Genomic DNA, 24,993 nt, shown 5'->3' with positions numbered 1-24,993 from the left:
CCCTGAATCGGTGAGATGGCGACCGCAATAGCCGAGCGAGCGGAGTATAAACCCCGTTCGCGCCGCATTGGTCGACCCGGAAGCCTGAATTCGGTTCCCGATGTGTTGCTGGTTGTGAGCTTATTTCAGCCCCGGGTCCTGAGCTTTCCACCAACTGCAGAACTCATCGAGCGCCGTCCACAGGCTGACCTTGGGCTCGTAGTCGAGATAATGCCTGGCGCGGCTGATGTCCAGGGTGAAATCTTTGTTCATCACCTGCGTGCCCAAACGCGACAACGACGGCTCCGGACGCCCCGGCCACATCGCACAGAATGCCTCGTTCAGCGCCGCCACGCTGTAGGACAAACCGTAAGACCGGTACCGGGTGACCTGGGGCATGTCCATCTGGCGCATCACGTAATTGACCACATCCCACACGGGCACCGGCGCGCCATTGCTGATGTTGTAGGCCTTGCCCAAGGCCGAGCCGGTGGCGAGCAAGCTGCTGAGCAGCGCCTCATTGAGGTTGTGCACGCTGGTGAAATCGACCTTGTTCAAACCATCGCCGACAATGGCCAGGCGGTTTTTGCGCTGCATTTTAAGCAAGCGCGGGAAGATGCTCATGTCGCCGGCCCCGGTGACAAAACGCGGGCGCAGCGCGAGCACTTCAAGGCCGAACTCCTGGGCGCCGAACACCTTCTGTTCCGCCAGGTACTTGGTGGCGGCATACGGATGCTTGAAGCGCTTGGGCACTTGTTCCTCGGTCAGCCCCAGGTGATCGCGGCCATCAAAGTAGATCGACGGCGACGACAAGTGCACCAGGCGCCCGACACGCTCTTTAAGGCAGGCCTCGACGACGTTTTCGGTGACCAGCACATTGCCCTGATGGAAGTCCTGGTACTTGCCCCACAACCCGACGGCCCCGGCGCAATGCACCACGGCTTCGACATCGCGGCACAACTCGCGCACCAGGTCGGCATCATTGAGATCACCCTGGATAAACTCGGCGCCGCGCCTTACCAGGTGCTCCACACCTTCGGCGCGCCGCCCGTTGACCCGCACGTCCAGGCCCTGCTCCAGGGCGAAACGCGCAAAACGCCCGCCGATGAAGCCGCTTGCGCCGGTGACCAGAATTTTCATTTGTTACCCCATGTTCTTTCGTTTTTCATCGCTGTTGCCTTGACGCACGCCATCAGTCCAACGGCACCAACCATTGGCCACACGCCTGGGCCAAGTGATCGGTCAGCAACCCCAACAATTGCCCGCCACTGCGCCAATGATGCCAGTACAAGGGCACGTCGATGGGCTTATCTGGCAACAACTCGACCAACACGCCGGTTTGCAACTGGTCGCGCACCTGTAATTCCGGCACCAGGCCCCAGCCCAGCCCGGCTTCGGTCAGGCGAATAAAACCTTCGGAGGACGGGCACAAATGGTGCTCGAAACCGCCGTCCACGCCCAGAGAGGCCAGGTAGCGATGCTGCAGGAAATCGTCCGGGCCAAACACCAGTGCCGGCGTGCGTGCCAACTGATCGGCACGCACGCCTTCAGGAAAATGCCGCGTTATAAATGCAGGGCTGGCCAACGCACGGTAGCGCATGGCACCGAGCAACAGGCTGCGCGCCCCGGCCACCGGGCGTTCGCTGGCGCAGATACAGGCCGCCACTTCACCGGCGCGCATGCGCTTGAGGCCCACGGTCTGGTCTTCTACCACCAGGTCCAGCAACAAATGCTGCTCGGCGCAAAAGTCGCTGACGGCCTCGGCCCACCAGGTGGCGAGGCTGTCGGCGTTCAAGGCGATGCGCAGGCGCTCGGGCATGCCCTCCTCGTCCAGCGCCGGCACCTGGCTTTGCAGGTCACGCTCAAGCAAACGCACCTGTTGCACATGGTTAAGCAAACGCCGCCCGATGTCGGTGGGTGTCGGTGGCGTGGCCCGCACCAGCACCGGTTGGCCAATACGCGCCTCCAGTAACTTGATGCGCTGGGAAATCGCCGACTGCGAAAGCCCCAGCACCTGGGCGCCACGCTCGAAGCCGGCCTGCTCCACCACCGCCGCCAGGGCGGAAAGCAATTTATAGTCGAACATCAGTTTCTCTAATGAGCGATCAGCAATATTGGTTTTTCTTATACAGCGCGGGCCGGGAGAATGACCAGCATTGCTTCTCTTTATTAAAGGAACCCACACATGGCTGGCGAAACCGCGCTGACAACCCTGCTGCGCAGCATGAGCCCTCATCTAAACGAAGGCGACTACGTGTTCTGCACCCTGCCCGACTCACGTATCCCGGCAGGTTGCGAGATCCTCGGCAGCTTTCGCGAGCAGGAAGGTTTGACCCTGATTGTGGAGCGTCAGCAAGCGGAACACGCCGGGCTGGCCTTCGACTATGTGGCCGCCTGGATCACCCTGAATGTGCATTCGGCCCTTGAAGCCGTGGGCCTGACGGCCGCGTTCGCCAGTGCGCTGGGCAGCGCCGGTATCAGTTGCAACGTGATTGCCGGGTTTTATCACGACCACTTGTTCGTCGGCCGCGCCGATGCCGAGCGGGCCATGGATGTATTGCGCCAACTGGCAGCAAACGCGGAGTAATGACCATGTGGCAAAGCTACGTAAACGGGCTGCTGGTGGCTCTCGGCCTGATCATGGCGATCGGCACCCAGAACGCGTTCGTATTGGCGCAAAGCCTGCGCCGTGAACATCACTTGCCGGTGGCGGCGCTGTGCATCGTGTGTGATGCAATTCTGGTGGCGCTCGGGGTATTTGGCCTGGCTACCGTGCTGGCGCAAAACCCGCTGCTGCTGGCCATAGCCCGCTGGGGCGGCGCGGCGTTCCTGTTGTGGTACGGCGCTTTGGCGTTGCGTCGGGCGTGCTCCCGGCAAAGCCTGGAACAAGGCGCCAACCTCAAGGTGCGCTCATTGCGCGCCGTGTTACTCAGTGCCTTGGCGGTAACGCTGCTCAACCCCCATGTGTACCTGGATACCGTGCTGCTGATCGGCTCACTGGGCGCGCAACAGACCGAGCCCGGCGCGTATGTCGCCGGTGCTGCCAGCGCTTCGTTCCTGTGGTTCGCCACCCTGGCACTCGGCGCGGCGTGGTTGGCGCCCTGGCTGGCGCGCCCGGCGACCTGGCGCCTGCTCGACCTTCTGGTGGCGGTGATGATGTTCAGCGTGGCCTACCAATTGATCAGTGCCGGATGAATATTCCAAAACGCTCTGGAACCTCTATCCCACACAGTTGTTGCGTGGTTTTGCCGCACCCCCGGTGCTATGATCCGGACCCTGCGCCGCAAAGAGTACAAACTCCCCGGCGCTTGTTTGGCCGCCCGTGATCGGCCTTGCGCTCACCGCAACTGACCTGATTAGGAGAATCATCATGGCTTTCGAATTGCCGCCGCTGCCCTACGCACACGATGCCCTGCAGCCGCACATTTCCAAGGAAACCTTGGAATACCACCACGACAAGCACCACAACACCTATGTCGTGAACCTGAACAACCTGGTGCCTGGCACCGAGTTCGAAGGCAAGACCCTGGAAGAAATCGTCAAGTCTTCTTCGGGCGGCATCTTCAACAACGCCGCTCAGGTCTGGAACCACACGTTCTACTGGAACTGCCTGGCGCCAAACGCCGGTGGCCAACCGACCGGCGCGCTGGCTGAAGCCATCAATGCAGCCTTCGGTTCGTTCGACAAGTTCAAGGAAGAGTTCACCAAGACGTCCGTCGGCACCTTCGGTTCCGGTTGGGGCTGGCTGGTGAAAAAAGCTGACGGTTCCCTGGCCCTGGCCAGCACCATCGGCGCCGGCAACCCACTGACCAGCGGCGACACCCCGCTGCTGACCTGCGACGTCTGGGAACACGCCTACTACATCGACTACCGCAACGTGCGTCCAAAGTATGTGGAAGCGTTCTGGAACCTGGTCAACTGGAAGTTCGTGGCTGAGCAGTTTGAAGGCAAGGCCTTTACTGCATAAGTACTGCTTGCTGCAAGAGAAAGCCTGGCTATGTGCCGGGCTTTTTTGTGGGTTGTAAATTGTGCTCAGGTCCTTGGAACTCGGTGCGCAAATCTTGCCACGTAGTCAGTGAGGAATTCGCCTCTCTTACTTGTCGGGGATTTTACATATGAGCATTGGAGCACTCGCCGGTCTCGCTGGTCCAGCCATGAGCCTTGTTGGCGAAGCATTAAAAATGGGTACTGAACTCGCTAAAATGGGTACTCAAATGGCCAAATCGCAATCGGGAAATAAAGAAGGTGGCGATAATAAAAAAGAAGACGGCTGCGAACAAAACAAAATCGCCCACCAGCATATGCACAACAAAAATCGTGTGGACTTCTCGGAGTCCAGTAGTAGCAGCAACAGCAGTAGCAGTTCGACAAACCACATCAATATCAGCGCCAACATCAGTTCCAAAGCGGCTTAAAGATTGATAGCGTCGGCCACAGGCGCCGCCTGTGCACCCGCAGCGCTGTATCAGGCAGGCGGATGCAAATCCGCCTTGCCACTCGCCCCGGATCCATCGTCCCGCCCCAAGTTCGTTCTCCCGCCAGCCGATACCCTAATGTTCCTTTGACTGCCCTCACCAGATTGCCAATACTCATGGCATATTGAGGCTACCCGCATGGAACAAGGAATAACCCTTTGAAGCTGGAACTCAAAAACAGCTTGTCGGTGAAGTTGCTCCGGGTTGTGCTGCTCTCGGCATTGATCGTGGGCGTGGCGCTGAGCGTTGCGCAGATCGTGTTTGATGCCTACAAGACGCGCCAGGCCGTGGCCGGTGACGCGCAGCGGATCCTCGACATGTTTCGCGACCCCTCGACCCAGGCCGTCTACAGCCTGGACCGCGAGATGGGCATGCAGGTGATTGAAGGCCTGTTTCAGGACGACGCCGTGCGCATGGCCTCCATCGGCCACCCCAACGAAACCATGCTGGCGGAAAAAAGCCGCGCCTTGCAGCAGTCCCCCACCCGCTGGTTGACCGACGCGATACTTGGCCAGGAACGCACCTTCACCACCGCACTGGTCGGCAAAGGCCCCTACAGCGAATATTACGGCGACCTGAGCATCACCCTCGACACTGCCACCTACGGCAAAGGGTTTATTGTCAGCTCGGTGATCATCTTTATTTCCGGCGTGCTGCGCGCCCTGGCCATGGGCCTGGTGCTGTACCTGGTGTATCACTGGCTGCTGACCAAGCCGTTGTCGCGGATTATCGAGCACTTGACCTCGATCAACCCCGACCGCCCCAGCGAACACAAGATCCCCCAGCTCAAGGGCCATGAGCGCAACGAACTGGGGCTGTGGATCAACACCGCCAACCAGTTGCTCGAGTCCATCGAACGCAATACGCACTTGCGGCATGAGGCGGAGTCGAGCCTGTTGCGCATGGCCCAGTACGACTTTCTTACCGGCCTGCCGAACCGTCAGAAGCTGCAGGAGCAATTGGACAAGATCCTCACCGACGCCGGCCGCCGGCAGCGCCGGGTGGCGGTGTTGTGCGTGGGGCTGGACGACTTCAAAAGCGTCAACGAACAGTTCACCTACCAGGCCGGCGACAAATTGTTGCTGGCCCTGGCCGACCGCCTGCGCGCCCACAGCGGCCGCCTCGGCGCCCTCGCCCGCTTGGGCGGCGACCAGTTTGCGCTGGTGCAGGCCGATATCGACCAGCCTTACGAAGCTGCCGAGCTGGCGCAAAGTATCCTTGATGACCTGGAAGCCGAATTCTCCCTCGACCAGGACCAGATTCGCCTGCGCGCCACCATCGGCATCACCCTGTTCCCGGAAGACGGCGACAGCACCGAAAAGCTGCTGCAAAAAGCCGAACAGACCATGACCCTGGCCAAGACCCGCTCGCGCAACCGCTATCAGTTCTATATCGCCAGTGTCGACAGCGAGATGCGCCGGCGCCGGGAACTGGAAAAAGACCTGCGCGATGCCCTGAGTCGCGAGCAGTTCCACTTGGTCTACCAACCGCAGATCAGCTACCTCGACCATCGCGTGGTGGGCGTAGAGGCATTGCTTCGCTGGCAGCACCCGGAACACGGCCTGGTGCCGCCGGACTTGTTCATCCCGCTGGCGGAGCAGAACGGCACCATTATTCCGATTGGCGAATGGGTGCTGGACCAGGCTTGCCGGCAGTTGCGTGAATGGCATGACCTGGGCTTCACCGAGCTGCGCATGGCGGTCAACCTGTCCACCGTGCAGTTGCACCACACCGAGTTGCCAAGGGTGGTCAACAACCTGATGCAGATCTACCGCCTGCCGCCACGCAGCCTGGAACTGGAAGTGACCGAGACCGGCCTGATGGAAGACATCAGCACCGCCGCCCAGCACCTGCTGAGCCTGCGCCGTTCCGGAGCCTTGATTGCGATTGATGACTTCGGCACCGGCTATTCATCCCTCAGCTACTTGAAAAGCCTGCCGCTGGACAAGATCAAGATCGACAAGAGCTTCGTCCAGGACCTGCTGGATGATGACGACGACGCAACCATCGTGCGCGCCATCATCCAACTGGGCAAAAGCCTCGGCATGCAGGTGATCGCCGAAGGCGTGGAAACCGCCGAGCAGGAGGCCTATATCATTTCCGAAGGTTGCCATGAAGGCCAGGGCTACCATTACAGCAAACCGCTGCAGGCCCGTGAGCTGGCGGCGTTTTTGAAACAGTCCGAGCGCAACAACGCGGCGATTCTCTGAACCGATAAATCGATACCAAATATTTCCCTCGCATAAACCTTTACACAAAATGCAAATCTTTCGCATTATGTCGCAGTTTTTGCGCTTCCCCGCGCGCCCTATCAACAACCGAAGCAGGATGTTCGCCATGATTCGTATGCCCCTGGCCACCGCCAGTCTGCTGGCCATTGCCATTTCTCTCGCCGGTTGCGGCGAAGGTAAAGACAAGGCCGCCGCGCCTCAAGCGCCGACCCCGGCCGCCAGCACTACCGCTCCAGCGGCTGCCACGCCTGCCGGCCAGGTCGATGAAGCCGCTGCCAAGGCCGTTGTCGCGCATTACGCCGACATGGTGTTCGCGGTGTACAGCGACGCCGAATCCACCGCGAAGACCCTGCAAACCGCGATCGACACCTTCCTCGCCAACCCGAACGACGACACCCTGAAAGCGGCCCGTACCGCCTGGGTCGCCGCCCGTGTGCCGTACCTGCAGAGCGAAGTGTTCCGTTTCGGCAACACCATCATTGACGACTGGGAAGGCCAGGTGAACGCCTGGCCCCTGGACGAAGGCCTGATCGACTACGTAGACAAATCCTACGAGCACGCGCTGGGTAACCCGGGCGCCAATGCCAACATCATCGCCAACACCGAGATCCAGGTGGGCGAAGACAAGGTCGACGTCAAGGAAATCACCCCGGAAAAACTCGCCAGCCTCAATGAGCTGGGCGGCTCCGAAGCCAACGTCGCCACCGGCTACCACGCCATCGAGTTCCTGCTCTGGGGCCAGGACCTCAACGGCACCGGCCCAGGCGCGGGCAACCGCCCGGCGTCCGACTACATGACCGGCGACGGTGCCACCGGTGGCAACAACGAGCGCCGTCGCACTTACCTGCGCGCCGTGACTCAGCTGCTGGTCAGCGACCTGGAAGAAATGGTCGGCAACTGGAAACCCAAGGTCGACGACAACTACCGCGCCACCCTGGAGGCAGAACCTGCCACCGACGGCCTGCGTAAAATGTTGTTCGGCATGGGCAGCCTGTCCCTGGGCGAGCTGGCCGGTGAGCGCATGAAGGTTTCCCTGGAAGCCAACTCGCCGGAAGATGAACAGGATTGCTTCAGCGACAACACCCACAACTCGCACTTCTACGACGCCAAGGGCATCCGTAACGTCTACCTGGGCGAGTACACCCGCACCGACGGCACCAAGATGACCGGCGCAAGCCTGTCGTCGCTGGTGGCCAAGGCCGATCCAGCCGCCGACTCGGCGCTCAAGGCCGACCTGGCGTCGACCGAAGCGAAGATCCAGGTCATGGTTGACCAGGCCAACGCCGGTGAGCACTACGACCAACTGATCGCTGCCGGTAACGACAAAGGCAACCAGATCGTGCGTGACGCGATTGCCGCACTGGTCAAGCAGACCGCCGCGATCGAAACCGCCGCGGGCAAGCTGGGCATCAGTGATTTGAACCCGGATAACGCTGATCACGAGTTCTGATTGATCCTGCGCTGAATAAGGCGGCCTTCGGGTCGCCTTTTTTGTGCGTTCTGCCGACCGCCCATGCTCCAAGGTGGGAGCTGGCTTGCCTGCGATAGCGGTGGGTCAGCAACAAAGTGGCTGGATGACAGATCGCCATCGCAGGCAAGCCAGCTCCCACAATGGAACTGCATCGCGTCGGACACCCCGGTTTACAAGACCTGCACCGCAGGTAGAATGGCGCCACTCTCTCAAACCCGAGCTTTCTTCATGGCGTTGCCGACCCTACGCATCATCGGTTTCATCATCGGCATCTTCCTGATCACCCTCGCGATCGCCATGGTCGTCCCGATGGCCACCCTGGTGATCTTCGAACGCACCAGCGACCTGCCCTCGTTCCTGTGGGCCAGCATGATCACCTTCCTGGCCGGCCTGGCGCTGGTCATCCCTGGCCGCCCTGAACACGTGCACCTGCGCCCCCGGGACATGTACCTGCTGACCGTCACCAGCTGGCTGGTGGTGTGCATCTTCGCCGCGCTGCCGTTTTTGCTGACCCAGCACATCAGCTACACCGACTCGTTCTTTGAAAGCATGTCGGGCATCACCGCCACCGGCTCCACGGTACTGAGCGGGCTGGACAGCATGTCCCCCGGCATCCTGATGTGGCGCTCGCTGTTGCACTGGCTGGGCGGCATCGGCTTTATCGGCATGGCGGTAGCGATCCTGCCGCTGCTGCGCATTGGTGGCATGCGCCTGTTCCAGACCGAATCCTCGGACCGCTCGGAAAAGGTCATGCCGCGCTCGCACATGGTGGCGCGTCTGATCGTGGCGGCGTATGTCGGCATCACCATCCTGGGCAGCCTGGCGTTCTGGTGGGCCGGGATGGGCTTGTTTGATGCGATCAACCACGCGATGTCAGCAATTTCCACCGGCGGGTTTTCCACCTCCGATGAATCCCTGGCCCACTGGAAACAACCCGCGGTGCACTGGGTGGCGGTGGTGGTGATGATCCTCGGCAGCTTGCCGTTCACCCTGTATGTAGCCACATTGCGCGGCAACCGCCGGGCGCTGATCAAGGATCAGCAAGTGCAAGGCTTGCTCGGTTTGCTGATCGTGACATGGCTGGTACTCGGCACCTGGTACTGGTGGACGACCAACCTGCACTGGCTGGATGCCCTGCGCCATGTCGCCCTGAACGTGACCTCGGTGGTGACCACGACCGGCTTTGCGCTGGGGGACTACAGCCTGTGGGGCAACTTCTCGCTGATGTTGTTCTTCTACTTGGGTTTCATCGGCGGCTGTTCGGGCTCGACGGCGGGCGGGATCAAGATCTTCCGCTTCCAGGTCGCCTATATCCTGCTCAAGGCCAACTTGAATCAGTTGATCCATCCACGCGCGGTGATCAAGCAAAAGTACAACGGCCACCGTCTCGACGAAGAGATCGTGCGCTCGATCCTGACCTTTTCGTTTTTCTTCGCTATCACCATCTGCGCCATCGCCCTGGCCCTGTCGCTGCTGGGGCTGGACTGGATGACCGCACTGACCGGTGCCGCCAGCACCGTGTCCGGCGTCGGCCCCGGCCTTGGCGAAACCATCGGCCCGGCCGGTAACTTCGCCAGCCTGCCGGATGCGGCCAAGTGGATCTTGTCATTGGGCATGCTGCTGGGCAGGTTGGAGATTATTACCGTGTTTGTTCTGTGCATTCCGGCGTTTTGGCGCCACTGACCGTCGATGCCTGCAGCAACCGCGCCCGGTATTCGCCGGGCGTGACGTCGAACCAGCGGCGGAACGCGCGGAAGAAATTGCTCGGGTCGGCAAAGCCCAACAGGTAGGCGATTTCCAGCAAGGTCATGCTCGGCTGCGCCAGGTACTGCTCGGCAAGCTCGCGGCGCGTATCGTCGAGCAACGTCTGGAAACTGGTGCCCTCCTCCTGCAAACGCCGCTGCAACGTGCGCTGGGACAGGTGCAGGGTTTGCGCCACCACTTCACGCTTGGGCTCGCCCTGGGGCAGCAGGCGGCACAGCACCTGGCGCGCCTTGTGGGTCACGCGGCTCTCGGAAAACCGTGCCAGGTATTCGCCGGCAAATCGATCATGCAGCAACGCCATGGCTTCATTGGCGGTGGGCAGCGGCGCATCCATGTCGGCCTGCTCGAAAATCAGCGCATCGTAAGGGGCATTGAACTCCATCGGCGCGTGGAAGGCCTGCTTATAGGGCGCAAGGTCAGCCGGTTGATCGCCTTGCAGCACCACCTTGCGCGGCTGCAGGGTGCGGCCGGTCAGCCAGCCGCACAAGGCCAGGGCACTGGCCAACGAGGCTTCGGCGCTTTGCCGGGTAGGCGGCAGGTGATCGCCATGCACCGTCAGAATCAGCGCATAACCTTCAGGCAGCAGTCGGAAACTCAGGTCGGCGCTTTCGGCGATGATGCGCTGGTAACGCACCAGGCGCATAAAACCTTCGGCCAGGGTGTTGCTGGACATCAAGGCGTAACCAGCCACATGAAACGACGCCGGGCGCACCACCTTGCCCATGTTCAAGCCGATCGCGGGGTTGCCTGACAACTCGACGGCGCGCTGCCACAGCCGGGTCATGGAGTCTTGCGCAAAACGTGCGTCAGGGTCACTGAGGGCGGCGTAGTCCAGGCCCAACTGCTTGAACAGGACACGGCAATCCAGGCCGTCCATTTCCAACGCTTTGACGATACCCATTGCCCAGCTTGCAGAAGTTGTTCGTTCGCTCATGGCGTCTTCTTGAAAAAGGCAGGCTTAAACGGCAGCCAGGAAGCCAAGGATACTAAAGTGGCATCTATTGTCACTGGCTGTTACCACTGATCACTCTAGACTCAAATAAGCTCCCCGCCGAACACCTGTTGGGCGGCATCACCAGCCCAGGGCCGATCACTGTGGAAAACGTCAAGAAATTCAGCAGCTTCGCTGAGTTTTACCCTTATTACCTGAGTGAGCACGCCGACAGCACCTGCCGGCGCCTGCACTTTATCGGCACCACCCTGGTGATTGGGATTCTGGCTTATGCCATTGGCCGTGGCTCATTGGGGTTGTTGCTGGCCCTGCCGGTCGCCGGGTACACCTTTGCCTGGATCGGGCACTTCTTCTTCGAAAAGAATCGGCCGGCGACGTTTCAACATCCGTTTTACAGTTTGCTGGGGGATTTTGTGATGTATCGCGACATGATTTTGGGGAAGGTGCCTTTTTGAGGTGTCTCTTTACCGCGGCCTGGTAGCCGACCTGAGTGGTTGGATCTAAAGCGAAAAGCGGATTTGTATCCACTGAAGATGTGCTTTTCTGTGGGAGCTGGCTTCGCTGTTGCTCCGGCCCTTACCCAGCCTGCGACCCCATGCCACTTGCGTACGATAATTAAAATTCGTGCATCCACCCACATAAAATTCTTTTTGTCATTTTCAGTGCTGTATCCTGCCAAGGCTTTTTGAGAGCGCGGAATCACCTGCGATTGATAAAACAGATCTTGCGAGGAGCGACGACGATGCACGAGATACCTAATCTCCCCTTCCCAAGCCTGCACCCAACTGAGCAGCCAACACCGCGGCAGGCCAGTGATAAACAGTCTGAGGCCAAAGAAGCAAAACCAGTCGACAGCAAACGCCAGGACTGACGCCGTACCAGACCGTGTGGAAAGCGCACTTCAAGCGCTTTCCACACTGCCTGAATCATCGAGCCCCCCGCCATGACCGACACCCTCCCCGACACCCCGGACGCCGCAGTACTGGACGCTGCCTTGCAGATGATCGAAGTCTGGAACCGCCTCAGCGCCGACAAACAAGCCCTGTTGCTCAAGCGTTTCGGTACCCAGGAAAACGCCCTGGCCGCCCTGGTGACCACGCAAATGCTGGCCCCGCCTCAAGCCTGAGGTTTTTTTGCGCTGACGTTTTGCTTTTTACCGCCCTGCACAAGCCAAAGCATCGGTATCATTAGCAGCCTATCTTTACCTGCTGCGACGGTGGACTTCCCCCATGCCAGATACCCAGCGCCCCATGGCGGTCACGCTGCAAGTCGTTTCTATCGTGCTGTTTACCTTTATCGGCTACCTCAACATCGGCATTCCCCTGGCCGTATTGCCGGGCTATGTGCACAGCCAACTGGGCTATGGCGCGGTCATCGCGGGCTTGGTGATCAGCGTGCAATACCTGGCCACCCTGCTTAGCCGTCCGTATGCCGGCAAAATCATCGATAACCTGGGCAGCAAGCGCGCGGTGCTGATCGGCTTGGTCGGTTGCGGCCTGAGCGGCGTGTTCATGTTGCTGGCTGCGTGGTTTTCCAGCCTTCCGGGCGTCAGCCTGATCAGCTTGCTGATTGGCCGGCTGGTGCTGGGCAGCGCGGAAAGCCTGGTGGGCTCTGGCGCCATCGGCTGGGGCATCGGCCGGGTCGGCGCCGCCAACACGGCCAAGGTTATCTCGTGGAATGGCATCGCCAGCTATGGCGCGCTGGCCATCGGTGCACCGCTGGGTGTGCTGCTGGTCAGCCACTTGGGGCTGTGGAGCATGGGCGTCAGCATCATCCTGCTGGCGGTGCTGGGCGTGCTGCTGGCCTGGAACAAGGAAGCCGCGCCAATTGTGGCCGGCGTGCGCCTGCCCTTTATGAATGTACTGGGCCGCGTGCTGCCACACGGCTGCGCCCTGGCATTGGGTTCAATCGGCTTTGGCACTATCGCGACGTTTATCACGCTGTATTACACCACCCAGAGTTGGGACAACGCGGTGTGGGCATTGAGCCTGTTCGGCGCCAGTTTTATTGGCGCGCGCCTGTTGTTCGGCAATTTGATCAACCGGATCGGCGGCTTTCGTGTGGCGATTGCCTGCCTGTCGGTAGAGGCCCTCGGCCTGCTGTTGCTGTGGCTGGCACCCGACGCGCAATGGGCGCTGGCCGGTGCGGCGTTGAGCGGGTTTGGCTTTTCGCTGGTGTTTCCAGCTCTCGGCGTAGAAGCCGTCAACCTGGTGCCGGCCTCCAGCCGTGGCGCGGCGGTTGGGGCTTATTCGCTGTTTATCGACTTGTCGTTGGGTATTACCGGGCCACTGGCCGGGGCGGTGGCGGCAGGCTTCGGCTTTGCGTCGATCTTCCTGTTTGCTGCCCTGGCTGCCGTCGGCGGCCTACTCTTGAGTGTGTATTTGTACCGGCAAGCACCCAAGGCCCGTGAGGCCAGAGGCGCCTAGAAGTCGACCTTGCCGCGCCCGGCCTTGATGCTGCCGCGCTTGGTCTTGGATTCCAGGCGACGCTTTTTCGAACCCAGGGTGGGTTTGGTCGGGCGGCGCTTTTTTTCGACCTTGGTGGCGCTGAGGATCAACTCCACCAGGCGCTCCAGCGCATCGGCACGGTTCTGTTCCTGAGTGCGGTACTGCTGAGCCTTGAGCACCAGCACGCCCTCACTGGTGATACGACTGTCACGCAGTGCCAGCAAACGCTCCTTGTAAAACTCCGGCAGCGATGAAGCCGGGATATCAAACCGCAGGTGCACCGCGCTCGACACCTTGTTGACGTTCTGCCCACCGGCGCCCTGGGCGCGAATGGCGGTCAACTCGATCTCGGCATCGGGCAAGTGCACGTTGTTGGAAATTACCAGCATCAATCAAAAACCTTAGGCAACGGGCGACAACCACAGAAACAACAAGGACGCAGGAACATGAAAAGGCTATTCATCACTGTGCTCGGCACTTTATCACTCATTCAAACGTCACTGTCCTTTGCGGACACTGCCAACGGCAAAAACCTGTATTCACAGCGATGCGCCATGTGCCACGGCCCAGACCTCAAGGCCAGCGGGCCATTCGCCAGGAAAAGCAGCCCGCCCACGCCGGACCTCACCACACCGGCTTTCAAAAAGCGGCTGGCGGATTATCCGGGCGTGATTGTGTCTTCGGTGATCCTTCGCCCCAATGGCAACCTGATCCCCAAAACCCTGCAAGACAATGGTGTGAAGGTTGCGCCGCATGCCTGGAGCGTCAAGGATTTTCGCGACTTGAACGACTACATGAGTGGCGTTATTGCAAACAGCCGATAAATCTCAGCGCAAAAAAATACCCCTCAATGGAGGGGTATTAATCACGGATGGAGCGCCGCTTACTTCAGCGCTGCACTCGCCGTGGTCAACGCAGCGTCGGCACTGCGCTTGTTCTTGATCCAGTAACACACCGCCATGAACGCTACCCACACCGGGATGGCGAACACCGACACCTGAATCCCCGGAATCATCAGCATGATCACCAGGATAAACACCACGAACGCCAGGCAGATGTAATTGCCATACGGATACCACAGCGCCTTGAACAACGGCACCTGGCCGGTGCGATTCATGTGCTGGCGAAACTTGAAGTGCGAAAAGCTGATCATCGCCCAGTTGATGACCAGGGTCGCAACCACCAGCGACATCAGCAACTCCAGCGCGTGTTGCGGGATGAAGTAGTTCATCAACACCGCCACCAGGGTGACCGCCGCCGATGCGAGGATCGAGCGCACCGGCACGCCGCGTTTGTCGATTTTGGCGAGTGCCTTGGGCGCGTCGCCCTGCTCGGCCATCCCCAGCAGCATGCGGCTGTTGCAGTAGGTGCCGCTGTTGTACACCGACAAGGCCGCCGTCAGCACCACGAAGTTGAGGATATGCGCGGCGGTGTTGCTGCCCAGCATCGAGAACACCTGCACGAACGGGCTGCCGCTGTAGGCATCGCCGGACGCGTTAAGGGTCGCCAGCAGGCTGTCCCACGGCGTCAGCGACAACAGCACCACCAGGGCGCCGATGTAGAAAATCAGGATGCGGTAGATCACCTGATTGATCGCCTTGGGGATCACCGTACGGGGCTGGTCGGCCTCGGCGGCGGTAAAGCCAAGCATTTCCAGGCCGCCGAACGAGAACATGATGATCGCCATGGCCATCACCAAACCGCCGACGCCATGGGGGAAGAACCCACCGTGGTCCCACAGGTTGCTCACCGACGCTTGCGGGCCGCCGCTGCCACTGACCAGCAAATAGCTGCCCAGGGCGATCATGCCGACGATGGCCACGACCTTGATGATCGCGAACCAGAATTCGGCTTCACCGAAGACTTTGACGTTGGCCAGGTTGATCAGGTTGATCAACACGAAGAACGCCGCCGCCGAAACCCAGGTCGGGATCTCCGGCCACCAGTAGTGCACGTACTTGCCGACTGCAGTCAGCTCCGACATGCCCACCAGAATGTACAGGATCCAGCAGTTCCAGCCCGACAGGAAACCGGCGAAACCGCCCCAGTACTTGTGGGCAAAGTGGCTGAAGGAACCGGCGACCGGCTCCTCGACGATCATTTCGCCGAGCTGGCGCATGATCATGAAGGCGATGAAGCCGCAGACGGCATAACCCAGGATCATCGAAGGGCCGGCGGATTTGAGCACACCGGCCGAGCCCAGGAACAGGCCGGTGCCGATGGCGCCACCGAGGGCGATCAACTGGATATGCCGATTTTTCAGGCCGCGTTTCAGCTCGCCTGAAGAAGATTGGGGTCCACTCATGAAAAGGGTCTCACGCAAGGTTTGAGAATGTCGAATGCAGGTTGCTGCCTTGAATTACCGACTCAAGCAGCGCCGCTCAAACCCCAGCGCAGGCACCAGGAGTACAGCGTCTTTCTAACGGTCATGCGTCACCTGTTTGTTTTTATCTGTGACGAAATCGAACCCGTCCGACTCGTGGCCGGACGGAGTGATCAGGGTTAGGAAACCCTGAGGTCTTGGCCTTATGCGTGGATACGCAAGGGGGGTCACAGTAAAACGCGGCGCATTGTACACCGCTCGACAGCTTCAGCACGCCCCAACAGGGTGCACGGGACAAACTGTCAGCTAATCCTTACAGCGGGACGGCACTGCGCACTGCCTGGGCAAAATCGTAAAACTATCGTTACACCCCGGAAAGCCAGCGTTACAGCCAGACTTTTTCGTCGGTTAACGGAAAACTGTCAGTGGGACGCATCTGAAGAATCGGTTCAGCCAATCGGCTGTTTTTTCTCGATAAAGAATTACATCGAAAAAACAGAAGAAAAAATCCAAATGAAACCGTGTCAATAAATATTTTGCATTTTCAAACACTCTCTCCTAGGTTCTTTCACTTGCCAGCGAAGCCCGTTGGCAAGCCGTTCTCAAACAACGTCCTCTAGGAGATACACCATGCAAGCACTGGAAAACGACCTGGAAACCGAACTGCAACTTGACGATTGGTTTGAAGCGCCGACCCATGAGGCCGCCGTTGAAATGATGCAAGCCGATGCCGTTGTGCCCTTTGGCACTGCGATGTGGCCTTTCTAACACCCGGCAGGCATCCGGCAGGTGCTGTGCACGGCACCTGCCCCCTTACCCAAGGCATAGAAGGACACCCGTCATGGACAAGGCCCGCGCCGTCGAACACTTCCTCTACTACCTCGCACACCACCCGGCACTCAGCGGCCTGAGCCGCCCTACGGTGTTGCTGGGCCATACCGAGCGCTACGACGCCATCGCCGAAGCAATCACCCACAGCAGCGCCGCACGCTTCAACTTCCAATGCCAGCGCCTGGACCTGACGCCCAGCGATACCCTGGCCCACGCCATCGAAACCTGTGACCTGTACCTGTTTCTGTATGACTCCTCGACCCTGCCCAACCCACGCGCCGAAGGCCCGGACTTTATTCGCGCCCTGCAAGGCGTGATGGCCGAACACTGGAAGAAATCCCTGCTGTTCAAGGATTATGGCGACTATTTCTACGACACCTTCAGCGTCGAGCCGCAGCGCATCGCCGACCTCAACGCTACGCTGATCCGGCGCATGTCCCAGGCCAACGTGCTGAGCTTTACCGACAAACATGGCTCGCGCCTTGAGGCGCCGCTGAGCAGCATCAAGAAGTGGACCAATATCAACGGGGTCGGCAACCACGACCTGGCACCGGGCGAAATCGCCACCCACAGCGAGGCCATCAATGGCCAGGTGCGGTTTGTCGGCACCTTCCTCAGCACCATTCCGTTTGCGCGCAAATACGGCGTGCTGCAATCACCGTTGGAACTGTGGATCGAGAACTCGACGGTTTGCAGCGTGGCCAGCGACGTGCCGGGGCTGGCGGATGATTTCAACAAGTACCTGAATGCCAACCCGTCCAACCGGCGCGTGGAGGAATTGGGGATTGGCACCAATGAAGGCGTGAAAGACTTGTATGCGCGCAATGCCGGCTTCGAGGAGCGCCATTGCGGCCTGCACCTGGGCTTGGGTGGCGGGCAAAAGGGTAGTCATCACCTGGATCTGATCTTCGCCAGTGGCGTGTTGGCGCTGGATGACAAGCCCGTGTTTGATGGCAGATTTGCGTTCTAAACACACCTCGTTGAAACAAAGCGGATCCCTGTGGGAGCTGGCTTGCCTGCGATAGCATCACTGCGGTTTGCCTGGTAAACCGAGGTGCCCGCATCGCAGGCAAGCCAGCTCCCACACTTGAAAGCATTTCAAATCACGGGCAAAAAAAAAACGCCAACCCTAGGGTTGGCGTTTTTTTATGCCGCGGTTAAATCACTGCGGCTTCTTGCGACCAAAACCCGGACGCTGACCCGAACCTGCCGGGGCGCCACGGCGCTTGCCCGACGGCTCGTCGGCGACCAGTTTCGGGCCAGGGCGCTTGTTCGCCGCTGGCTTGGCCGGGCGCTTGGTGCTGGCGTTGTCCGCCGGGCGGTCCGCTTCACCACGGTTGCTACGGCCACCGCTTGGCGCTTCACCACGGGCTGGACGCGGCGTGCGCGGTGCACGCTCGCCTTCCTGACGCGATGGCGCGGTTGGGCGGCGCTCGCCTTCAATGTGCGGCTCACGGGAGATACGCCCACCAGTTGCCGGAGCATTCAGCGCCGGGCGCAAGGTGCGGGCAACACGCTCGGTACGCGCCACAGGACGCGAGGATTTACGCTGCATACGCTCAAGCTTGTCTTTGCTCTTGGCGTTCATCTGCGGCATGGCCACCGGCGTCAGGCCGACTTCGGCGCTGAGGATGTCGACTTCGTACTGGCTCATTTCGCGCCAGCGGCCCATCGGCAGGTCGGAGTTGAGGAACACCGGGCCGAAACGCACGCGCTTCAGGCGGCTGACGACCAGGCCCTGGGATTCCCACAGGCGACGGACTTCACGGTTACGGCCTTCCATCACCACGCAGTGGTACCAGTGGTTGAAACCTTCGCCACCGGGCGCCTGCTTGATATCGGTGAACTTGGCCGGGCCGTCTTCCAGCACCACGCCAGCCTTGAGGCGTTCGATCATCTCGTCATCGACTTCGCCGCGTACACGCACAGCGTACTCACGGTCCATCTCGTAGGACGGGTGCATCAAGCGGTTGGCCAGTTCGCCGTCGGTGGTGAACATCAGCAAGCCGGTGGTGTTGATGTCCAGGCGGCCGATGTTGATCCAGCGGCCTTCTTTGGGCTTGGGCATCTTGTCGAACACGGTCGGACGGCCTTCCGGGTCGTCACGGGTGCAGATCTCGCCGTCGGGCTTGTTGTACATGATCACGCGGCGCACCGATTCGGCGGCCTCTTCACGCTTGATGACCTTGCCATCAATGGTGATTGCATCGTGCAGGTCGACGCGCTGGCCGAGGGTAGCCTCGACGCCATTGACCTTGATGCGCTTCTGGGTGATCCAGGCTTCGACGTCGCGGCGTGAGCCCACGCCGATACGCGCCAGCACCTTTTGCAGTTTTTCGCCTGCTGGGCCGATTTCCTGGCTGTCGTTCTGGTCTTGGTCGTTCATCTTAAGCACCTCCCGGTGGGTCGATTCAGGCGTGGCCTGAAGAGTATTGAAAGCGGGGCTTTGGCCGAATAGCTCGGCAAAGGGTCGCGAATCATACGCGCATGGCGCATGTTTCGCATCACAGACTAGTCGATAAGGCCCCAGTCATTTGCTTTTCCGCCGACCGGTGGCGCCCAGGGCCAGCAGGCGCAGCTCGGCTTCGGCCAGAACGGTACGTTTGTCGGCTTTGTCGAGCTTCTTCCAGGCGCGGATTTCGCGCTTGCTGCGGCCACAGCCGACACAGACGTCGTCGGTGAATTTGCAGATGCTGATGCAAGGGTCTTTGGTGGAACTCATCATTACGGCTCTCGTTCCCACGCTCCGCGTGGTAATGCATCCCGTGACGCTCCGCGTCACAAGCGGACGCGGAGCGTCCGAGGCGGCATTCCCACGCAGAGCGTGGGAACGATCTATGTGTCTGGCAGAGCAGGTCAGTCCTCGAACTGTCGGCGTTCGGCCTCGATGGCTTCAGCCAGCGCCCGGGCTTCGTCTTCTTCGTCGCTCAAAGGCGGCTGTTCAAGGGCGGCAACAGCGGCCAGGAGCTTTTCACGGGCTTCGGCCACGCCGAGGATGTCTTCTTCGGGTTCAGGCTCCGGTTCCGGTTCCGGTTCGACTTGCGGCTCACCCTCAACGTTCACCTGGCTTTCCGGCTCAACCGCGCCGTCACGCAACAAATCATCAAAGTCAGTTTTGATGCCCTGCTCCATATCATCCAGCTCAAGCAGCAAGGTATGAAAACTGGTTTCGTCCTTCGGCTCTTCCGGCTCGGCGGTGGCGTCGGCCAGTTCCTGCAGGCTGGCCGGCACCGGCGCGTCGTCGAAGTCGAGCACCGGCTCGGCTTCCATCTCGCGCAATTCGGCAAGCGGTGGCAGGTCGTCGAGGTTTTTCAGGTTGAAGTGATCGAGGAACACCTTGGTGGTGGCGAACATCGCCGGTTTGCCGGGCACGTCGCGGTAGCCGACGATGCGGATCCACTCGCGCTCCAGCAGCGTCTTGACGATATGGCTGTTGACCGCAACGCCCCGCACATCCTCAATTTCGCCCCGGGTGATCGGCTGGCGATAGGCAATCAGCGCCATGGTCTCCAGCATCGCCCGGGAATAACGCTGCGGGCGTTCTTCCCACAACCGGCCGACCCACGGGGAAAATTCCTCACGGATCTGCAAGCGATAACCTGACGCCACCTCGCGCAGTTCAAAGGCGCGACCGTCGCAGGACTTGCGCAGAATCTCCAGCGCCTTCTTGAACACCGGCGGTTCAGGGCGCTCGGCCTCTTCGAACAACTCGAACAGGCGTTCCAGCGATTGCGGTTTTCCCGAGGCCAGGAGAAAGGCTTCCAGCAAGGGTGCCAGTTCGCGGGGTTCAGTCAGATTCATCGATTCAGCTCTTTATTCGGCTCGCGCCCGCACGTGGATAGCCGCAAAAGGCTCATTCTGGACCAGCTCGACCAAGGATTCCTTGACCAGTTCGAGGATGGCCATAAAGGTCACCACCACCCCCAGGCGCCCTTCCTCTTTGGTAAACAGCTCGACAAACGGTACAAACCCGCCGCCCTTGAGGCGCTCCAGCACATCGCTCATGCGCTCGCGGGTCGACAGCGCTTCACGGCTGACCTGGTGGCTTTCGAACATGTCACCCCGGCGCAATACCTCGGCCATGGACATCAGCAATTCTTCCAGGCTTACATCCGGCAACAACTTGCGCGCCCGGGCTTGCGGAGCGTCGAGCTTGGGCACCAGCACATCACGGCCCACGCGGCTCAAACCGTCGATGCCTTCGGCGGCGGCCTTGAAGCGTTCGTATTCCTGCAGGCGACGGATCAGTTCGGCACGCGGGTCGTCTTCTTCGGCCTCGATGGTCTCGGCGCGCGGCAACAGCATGCGCGACTTGATCTCGGCGAGCATGGCAGCCATCACCAGGTACTCGGCGGCCAACTCCAGGCGCACAGACTGCATCAACTCGACATACCCCATGTACTGGCGAGTGATTTCCGCCACCGGGATGTCGAGGATATTGATGTTCTGTTTGCGGATCAGGTACAGCAGCAAGTCCAGCGGGCCTTCGAAGGCTTCAAGGAAGACTTCCAGCGCATCCGGCGGAATATACAGGTCCAGCGGCATTTCCATGACCGCCTGGCCATAGACCATGGCAAACGGCAGTTCCTGCTGGGCGCCGGCCTGGGGATCAGCGGTTTCCACGGCCGACATTCAGGCCTCAACCATAAACGGCGTCGGGTCGCCGCAGCCTACGCGCACCACTTGCGGCTCGCCGTCGGCCAGGTTGATCACGGTGGACGCCTTGTTGCCGCCGTAGCCGCCGTCGATGATCAGGTCGACGTGTTTTTCCAGCAGTCGGCGCATTTCGTAAGGGTCGTACAGCGGCTCTTCTTCACCGGGCAAAATCAGCGACACGCTCATCAACGGCTCACCCAGTTCGGCCAGCAACGCCAGGGCAATCGGGTGCTCGGGCACACGCAGGCCGATGGTGCGTTTTTTGGGGTGCAGCAACAGGCGCGGCACTTCACGGGTGGCATTGAGAATAAAGGTGTATGGCCCCGGCGTGTGGGCCTTGAGCAGGCGGAAGGTGCCGGTATCGACCTTGGCGAACAACCCCAGTTGCGACAAATCGCTGCAGATCAGCGCAAAGTTGTGGTTTTTGTCCAGGTCACGCAGGCGTCTGACCCGTTCGACCGCGCTTTTGTCGCCGATCTGGCAACCAATGGCGTAGGACGAATCAGTCGGGTAGATCACCACGCCACCGGCGCGAATGATCTCCACGGCCTGTTTTATCAGGCGCGCTTGAGGGTTTTCCGGATGAATCTGGAAGAATTGACTCACGTGTTCTACCTGTTCAGACGGTGGCAATAATGGGGTCATACTTGAATCGCCCCCACAGCAGCGGCAAGTCTTCCGGGACCTGGCGGTACTCGCCGATCTCGGACCAGCCGCCTGGGCCATGAAAATCACTGCCGGCGCTGACCAGCAGACCAAATTCGCGGGCAAGAATCGCCAGGCTGCCCACCTGATCAGCGGGTTGATGCCCGTTGACCACTTCGATTGCGTGGCCGCCCGCTCCAATATAGTCGGCAATCAGCTTGCGGCGTTTGCTGCGGGTGAAATCGTAATGCCAGGGATGCGCCAGGCTCACCCAGGCTCCGGAAGCGCGCAATGTGCCGACCGTATCTTCCAGGGTCGGCCAGTGTTGCTTCACATCACCCAACTTGCCGGCGCCCAGCCATTTGCGAAACGCTTCTGCGCGGTCCCTGACGAACCCTTCACGCACCATCCAGTCGGCAAAGTGCGGCCGGGCCGGTGCGTTGCCGCTGTCGCCCAGCTCCTGCTGGATGGCGCGGGCGCCGTCGAGCGCATTGGGCATGCCTTTAAGGCTGAGCTTGCGGCTTATTTCTTCGGACCGCAGCCAACGGCCATCGTGCAATTGGGCGATGGCCGCCACCAAAGGCGCAGCGTTTTGATCGAAACCGTAACCGAGCACATGAATGGTGGCGCCGCCCCAGGTGCAGGACAATTCCACGCCGTTGACCAGTTGCATGCCCAGCGCATGGGCCGCCGTGCGCGCCTCGTCGAGGCCTTCAAGGGTGTCGTGGTCGGTCAATGACAGGACTCGCACGCCTTTTTCAAACGCACGCGCAACCAGTACCGCGGGCGCCAGGGCGCCGTCGGAGGCTGTGCTGTGGCAGTGCAAATCAACATTCACGGGCGTGTGTAACCTCAAGTCAGCTGGCGCTTTCGCTACCAAGGATGTTTGTTATTATGCCGCCACATCCAGCTTCTGGCTCTTACTGTGAAACAATTCATCGACTTCATCCCGCTGTTGCTGTTTTTCATCGTTACCAAACTCGACCCCAGGGTCATCGATATCGCCGGTCATCAGCTCTCGTTCGGGGGCATCTACAGCGCCACTGCTGTGCTGATCGTCAGTTCTATCGTAGTCTACGGCGCCATTTTCATTTCCCAGCGCAAACTGGAAAAAAGCCAATGGCTTACCCTGGTTGCCTGCCTGGTGTTCGGCGGCCTGACCCTGGCCTTTCACAGCGAAACCTTCCTTAAATGGAAAGCCCCGGTGGTGAACTGGCTGTTCGCGCTGGTGTTTATCGGCAGCCACTTCATCGGTGACCGTCTGTTGATCAAGCGCATCATGGGCCACGCGTTGACCCTGCCGGAGCCGGTATGGGTGCGGTTGAACGTGGCCTGGATCGTGTTTTTCCTGTTTTGCGGCGCCGCCAACCTGTTCGTGGCCTTTACCTTCCAGGATTACTGGGTGGACTTCAAAGTCTTCGGCAGCCTGGGCATGACCGTATTGTTCCTGATCGGCCAAGGTATCTACCTGTCGCGCCATCTGCATGACACCGCCCCTACCACGCCGAAAACCGAGGACTGACATGCTCTACGCCATCATTGCCACCGACGTTGCCGATTCGCTGGAAAAACGCCTGAGCGTACGCCCGGCGCACGTTGAGCGCCTGAAAACCTTGCAAGCCGAAGGCCGTCTGGTGATCGCAGGCCCGCACCCGGCCGTCGACAGCAATGACCCAGGCGCCGCCGGCTTCACCGGCAGCCTGATCATTGCCGAGTTCGCCTCGCTGGCCGATGCCCAGGCCTGGGCCAAAGCCGATCCCTACATTGCTGCGGGCGTCTACGCTGATGTGGTGGTCAAGCCGTTCAAGCAAGTCCTGCCTTAAAGCCCGGCTGCGCTGAACCTGATAGGTTCGGCGCGCTCCTGATTGCTCATTATTCTCGGTAACCTGCCGACAACGTTCTGAATATTCGTGTGGAATCAGGAGTTCCGATGCGCTTACGTCCGTTGTGTCTGTTGGCAGTGTTAATGATCGGGGCGACCGCCCACGCGGAAGAAACCTCAAACACCGGCAGCTCCACGCCCTTGTCCCTGAGTGTCGGCAGCCAGATCACCGAGTTGCAGCAACGCTTGAAAGAAAGCGAACGGCTGCGTGAAGCATTGAGCAAACAACTGCAAAGCACCGAGAATGCCCGTGAAAGCGCTCAACTGAATCGCTTGCGCCAGGAGAACCAACGCCTGGTCCAGCAACTCAAAGAGACACAAGGCGGCGCCTTGAACCGCTGGCTGACCGAACAACAACAGTGGTTTGTTACCGGCGGGGCTGTCGCACTGATCGCCTTGCTGTGTGGGATCTTCGCCAGCGGTGGGCACCGTCGCCGTCGACAATGGCTAAATTGAGTGAGTCATGAGCGAGCTGTTACTGATAGATGATGACCAGGAGCTCTGTGAGCTGCTGACCAGTTGGCTGAGCCAGGAAGGTTTCCAGGTGCGCGCCTGCCACGACGGCTTGAGCGCCCGCAAAGCCCTGGCCGAAGCCTCACCCGCCGCCGTGGTGCTTGACGTGATGCTGCCGGATGGCAGCGGCCTGGAGTTGCTCAAGCAATTGCGCAATGACCACCCGGAGTTACCGGTGGTGATGCTCTCGGCCCGTGGCGAACCGCTGGACCGTATCCTCGGCCTGGAACTGGGTGCCGACGATTACCTGGCCAAGCCCTGCGACCCTCGCGAACTGACTGCGCGCCTGCGCGCCGTGCTGCGCCGCAGCCACCCGGCGGCGGTGTCGACGCAGATGGAGCTGGGCGATTTGTGCTTCAGCCCGGTGCGCGGCGTGGTCAGCATCGACGAGCAGGAATTCACGCTCACGGTGTCCGAAAGCCGCCTGCTCGAAGCCTTGCTGCGCCAGCCCGGCGAGCCGCTGGACAAGCAGGAACTGGCGCAGATCGCCCTGGGCCGCAAGCTCACTCTGTACGATCGCAGCCTGGACATGCACGTGAGCAACCTGCGCAAAAAGATCGGCCCACACCCGGATGGCCGGCCGCGGATCGTGGCGCTGCGCAGCCGTGGCTATTACTACAGCCTCTAACGATCGTTCCCACGCTCCGCGTGGTAATGCCGCCGGGGACGCTCTGCGTTCCGCTGTGTACGCCGGTGACGCAGAGCGTGGGAACGATCAATGTAAACCTCGCAACAAACCCTCTTTACCCAAGCTTTACCCTCCCCTGACCGCCGCTGACCTTGCGCTGGGTAACCTACTCACATCCGGACTCACCGGAATAGAG

General features: G+C 60.4%; 28 protein-coding genes. 17 read left to right on the top strand and 11 right to left on the bottom strand.

Going from position 1 to position 24,993, the window contains the following annotated elements; translation table 11 throughout:
- Positions 1–120 precede the first annotated feature (120 nt).
- On the bottom strand, positions 121–1,119 hold the full coding sequence (locus AOA59_RS06480; RefSeq protein WP_099486486.1) for an NAD(P)-dependent oxidoreductase: 999 nt from the start codon (positions 1,117–1,119) through the stop codon (positions 121–123).
- Positions 1,120–1,171: 52 nt separating this feature from the next.
- Positions 1,172–2,065, bottom strand: a complete 894-nt coding sequence (locus tag AOA59_RS06475) for a LysR family transcriptional regulator ArgP (protein ID WP_065930475.1) — start codon at positions 2,063–2,065, stop codon at positions 1,172–1,174.
- Between the two features lie 99 nt (positions 2,066–2,164).
- Between AOA59_RS06475 and AOA59_RS06470 the strand changes: the two genes are divergently transcribed.
- The 7 genes from AOA59_RS06470 to AOA59_RS06440 all read left to right on the top strand — a co-directional run bounded on the left by AOA59_RS06470 (position 2,165) and on the right by AOA59_RS06440 (position 9,839).
- Positions 2,165–2,566, top strand: coding sequence for an ACT domain-containing protein (locus tag AOA59_RS06470; RefSeq protein ID WP_099486484.1), 402 nt, complete (start codon positions 2,165–2,167; stop codon positions 2,564–2,566).
- Positions 2,567–2,571: 5 nt separating this feature from the next.
- Positions 2,572–3,174 carry a LysE/ArgO family amino acid transporter gene (locus tag AOA59_RS06465; protein WP_099486887.1) on the top strand — a complete coding sequence of 201 codons (603 nt, stop codon included), beginning with the start codon at positions 2,572–2,574 and terminating at the stop codon, positions 3,172–3,174.
- A 175-nt stretch (positions 3,175–3,349) separates the two neighbouring features.
- Complete coding sequence (locus tag AOA59_RS06460; RefSeq protein ID WP_043049045.1) at positions 3,350–3,946, top strand: superoxide dismutase; 597 nt, start codon at positions 3,350–3,352, stop codon at positions 3,944–3,946.
- Between the two features lie 148 nt (positions 3,947–4,094).
- On the top strand, positions 4,095–4,394 hold the full coding sequence (locus AOA59_RS06455) for a hypothetical protein (RefSeq protein WP_141722758.1): 300 nt from the start codon (positions 4,095–4,097) through the stop codon (positions 4,392–4,394).
- A 218-nt stretch (positions 4,395–4,612) separates the two neighbouring features.
- Positions 4,613–6,664 (top strand): bifunctional diguanylate cyclase/phosphodiesterase, encoded by a 2,052-nt coding sequence (locus tag AOA59_RS06450; protein ID WP_099486482.1) that lies wholly within the window; start codon positions 4,613–4,615, stop codon positions 6,662–6,664.
- A gap of 127 nt (positions 6,665–6,791) precedes the next feature.
- Positions 6,792–8,135, top strand: coding sequence for an imelysin family protein (locus AOA59_RS06445; RefSeq protein ID WP_056858617.1), 1,344 nt, complete (start codon positions 6,792–6,794; stop codon positions 8,133–8,135).
- A 249-nt stretch (positions 8,136–8,384) separates the two neighbouring features.
- The gene (locus tag AOA59_RS06440) at positions 8,385–9,839 is read left to right on the top strand and encodes a TrkH family potassium uptake protein (protein WP_065930471.1); all 1,455 of its coding nucleotides are present in this window, start codon (positions 8,385–8,387) and stop codon (positions 9,837–9,839) included.
- Here AOA59_RS06440 and AOA59_RS06435 read toward each other — a convergent pair.
- Positions 9,796–10,854 carry an AraC family transcriptional regulator gene (locus AOA59_RS06435; protein WP_065930470.1) on the bottom strand — a complete coding sequence of 353 codons (1,059 nt, stop codon included), beginning with the start codon at positions 10,852–10,854 and terminating at the stop codon, positions 9,796–9,798. The two genes, AOA59_RS06440 and AOA59_RS06435, sit on opposite strands and share 44 nt — an antisense overlap.
- A 161-nt stretch (positions 10,855–11,015) precedes the next feature.
- On the opposite strand from AOA59_RS06435, the gene AOA59_RS06430 reads away from it, so the two are divergent.
- The 3 genes from AOA59_RS06430 to AOA59_RS06420 all read left to right on the top strand — a co-directional run bounded on the left by AOA59_RS06430 (position 11,016) and on the right by AOA59_RS06420 (position 13,298).
- Positions 11,016–11,327: a DUF962 domain-containing protein gene (locus tag AOA59_RS06430; protein WP_099486885.1), complete on the top strand. Its 312-nt coding sequence runs from the start codon at positions 11,016–11,018 to the stop codon at positions 11,325–11,327.
- A 488-nt stretch (positions 11,328–11,815) separates the two neighbouring features.
- Complete coding sequence (locus AOA59_RS06425) at positions 11,816–11,998, top strand: hypothetical protein (RefSeq protein ID WP_017139170.1); 183 nt, start codon at positions 11,816–11,818, stop codon at positions 11,996–11,998.
- A 103-nt stretch (positions 11,999–12,101) separates the two neighbouring features.
- A complete protein-coding gene (locus AOA59_RS06420; protein ID WP_056858612.1) occupies positions 12,102–13,298 on the top strand; it encodes an MFS transporter in 1,197 nt (398 codons plus the stop codon).
- On the opposite strand, the gene arfB is transcribed toward AOA59_RS06420, so the two are convergent.
- Positions 13,295–13,708 carry an alternative ribosome rescue aminoacyl-tRNA hydrolase ArfB gene (arfB, locus tag AOA59_RS06415; RefSeq protein ID WP_016975416.1) on the bottom strand — a complete coding sequence of 138 codons (414 nt, stop codon included), beginning with the start codon at positions 13,706–13,708 and terminating at the stop codon, positions 13,295–13,297. The genes AOA59_RS06420 and arfB overlap by 4 nt on opposite strands.
- 57 nt (positions 13,709–13,765) lie before the next feature.
- Between arfB and AOA59_RS06410 the strand changes: the two genes are divergently transcribed.
- Positions 13,766–14,143 (top strand): cytochrome c, encoded by a 378-nt coding sequence (locus AOA59_RS06410; protein ID WP_099486481.1) that lies wholly within the window; start codon positions 13,766–13,768, stop codon positions 14,141–14,143.
- A gap of 59 nt (positions 14,144–14,202) precedes the next feature.
- Here the strand turns inward: AOA59_RS06410 and AOA59_RS06405 are convergent, their stop codons facing one another.
- Positions 14,203–15,624 carry an amino acid permease gene (locus AOA59_RS06405; RefSeq protein ID WP_099486479.1) on the bottom strand — a complete coding sequence of 474 codons (1,422 nt, stop codon included), beginning with the start codon at positions 15,622–15,624 and terminating at the stop codon, positions 14,203–14,205.
- A gap of 648 nt (positions 15,625–16,272) precedes the next feature.
- Here AOA59_RS06405 and AOA59_RS32645 point away from each other — a divergent pair.
- Both AOA59_RS32645 and AOA59_RS06400 read left to right on the top strand, forming a co-directional pair.
- A complete protein-coding gene (locus tag AOA59_RS32645) occupies positions 16,273–16,410 on the top strand; it encodes a hypothetical protein (RefSeq protein ID WP_003175756.1) in 138 nt (45 codons plus the stop codon).
- A gap of 73 nt (positions 16,411–16,483) precedes the next feature.
- A complete protein-coding gene (locus AOA59_RS06400) occupies positions 16,484–17,443 on the top strand; it encodes a leucyl aminopeptidase (RefSeq protein WP_099486477.1) in 960 nt (319 codons plus the stop codon).
- A gap of 192 nt (positions 17,444–17,635) precedes the next feature.
- Here AOA59_RS06400 and rluB read toward each other — a convergent pair whose 3' ends face one another.
- From rluB to AOA59_RS06370, 6 genes are all read right to left on the bottom strand, one after another.
- On the bottom strand, positions 17,636–18,859 hold the full coding sequence (gene rluB, locus AOA59_RS06395; protein WP_017139164.1) for a 23S rRNA pseudouridine(2605) synthase RluB: 1,224 nt from the start codon (positions 18,857–18,859) through the stop codon (positions 17,636–17,638).
- Between the two features lie 144 nt (positions 18,860–19,003).
- Positions 19,004–19,195, bottom strand: coding sequence for a DUF1289 domain-containing protein (locus tag AOA59_RS06390; protein WP_099486883.1), 192 nt, complete (start codon positions 19,193–19,195; stop codon positions 19,004–19,006).
- Positions 19,196–19,329: 134 nt separating this feature from the next.
- Entirely contained in the window at positions 19,330–20,274 is a 945-nt protein-coding gene (gene scpB, locus AOA59_RS06385; protein WP_099486476.1) for an SMC-Scp complex subunit ScpB, read from the bottom strand.
- A gap of 12 nt (positions 20,275–20,286) precedes the next feature.
- Positions 20,287–20,985, bottom strand: a complete 699-nt coding sequence (locus AOA59_RS06380) for a ScpA family protein (RefSeq protein WP_178076246.1) — start codon at positions 20,983–20,985, stop codon at positions 20,287–20,289.
- 120 nt (positions 20,986–21,105) lie between these two features.
- Positions 21,106–21,735, bottom strand: coding sequence for an L-threonylcarbamoyladenylate synthase (locus AOA59_RS06375; RefSeq protein ID WP_065930463.1), 630 nt, complete (start codon positions 21,733–21,735; stop codon positions 21,106–21,108).
- 13 nt (positions 21,736–21,748) lie between these two features.
- The gene (locus AOA59_RS06370; protein WP_099486473.1) at positions 21,749–22,612 is read right to left on the bottom strand and encodes a PHP domain-containing protein; all 864 of its coding nucleotides are present in this window, start codon (positions 22,610–22,612) and stop codon (positions 21,749–21,751) included.
- Between the two features lie 87 nt (positions 22,613–22,699).
- Between AOA59_RS06370 and AOA59_RS06365 the strand changes: the two genes are divergently transcribed.
- From AOA59_RS06365 to AOA59_RS06350, 4 genes are all read left to right on the top strand, one after another.
- Positions 22,700–23,296 carry a septation protein A gene (locus AOA59_RS06365; RefSeq protein ID WP_099486471.1) on the top strand — a complete coding sequence of 199 codons (597 nt, stop codon included), beginning with the start codon at positions 22,700–22,702 and terminating at the stop codon, positions 23,294–23,296.
- Position 23,297: 1 nt separating this feature from the next.
- Positions 23,298–23,597 (top strand): YciI family protein, encoded by a 300-nt coding sequence (locus AOA59_RS06360; RefSeq protein ID WP_099486469.1) that lies wholly within the window; start codon positions 23,298–23,300, stop codon positions 23,595–23,597.
- A gap of 107 nt (positions 23,598–23,704) precedes the next feature.
- Positions 23,705–24,112 carry a translation initiation factor 2 gene (locus tag AOA59_RS06355; protein ID WP_099486467.1) on the top strand — a complete coding sequence of 136 codons (408 nt, stop codon included), beginning with the start codon at positions 23,705–23,707 and terminating at the stop codon, positions 24,110–24,112.
- Positions 24,113–24,119: 7 nt separating this feature from the next.
- Complete coding sequence (locus AOA59_RS06350; RefSeq protein ID WP_099486465.1) at positions 24,120–24,797, top strand: response regulator transcription factor; 678 nt, start codon at positions 24,120–24,122, stop codon at positions 24,795–24,797.
- Positions 24,798–24,993: the final 196 nt, after the last annotated feature.

This window comes from Pseudomonas sp. 2822-15 (assembly GCF_002742515.1).
Classification (GTDB): Bacteria; Pseudomonadota; Gammaproteobacteria; order Pseudomonadales; family Pseudomonadaceae; genus Aquipseudomonas; species Aquipseudomonas salomonii.
This window is presented reverse-complemented; position numbering and strand designations above follow the sequence as displayed.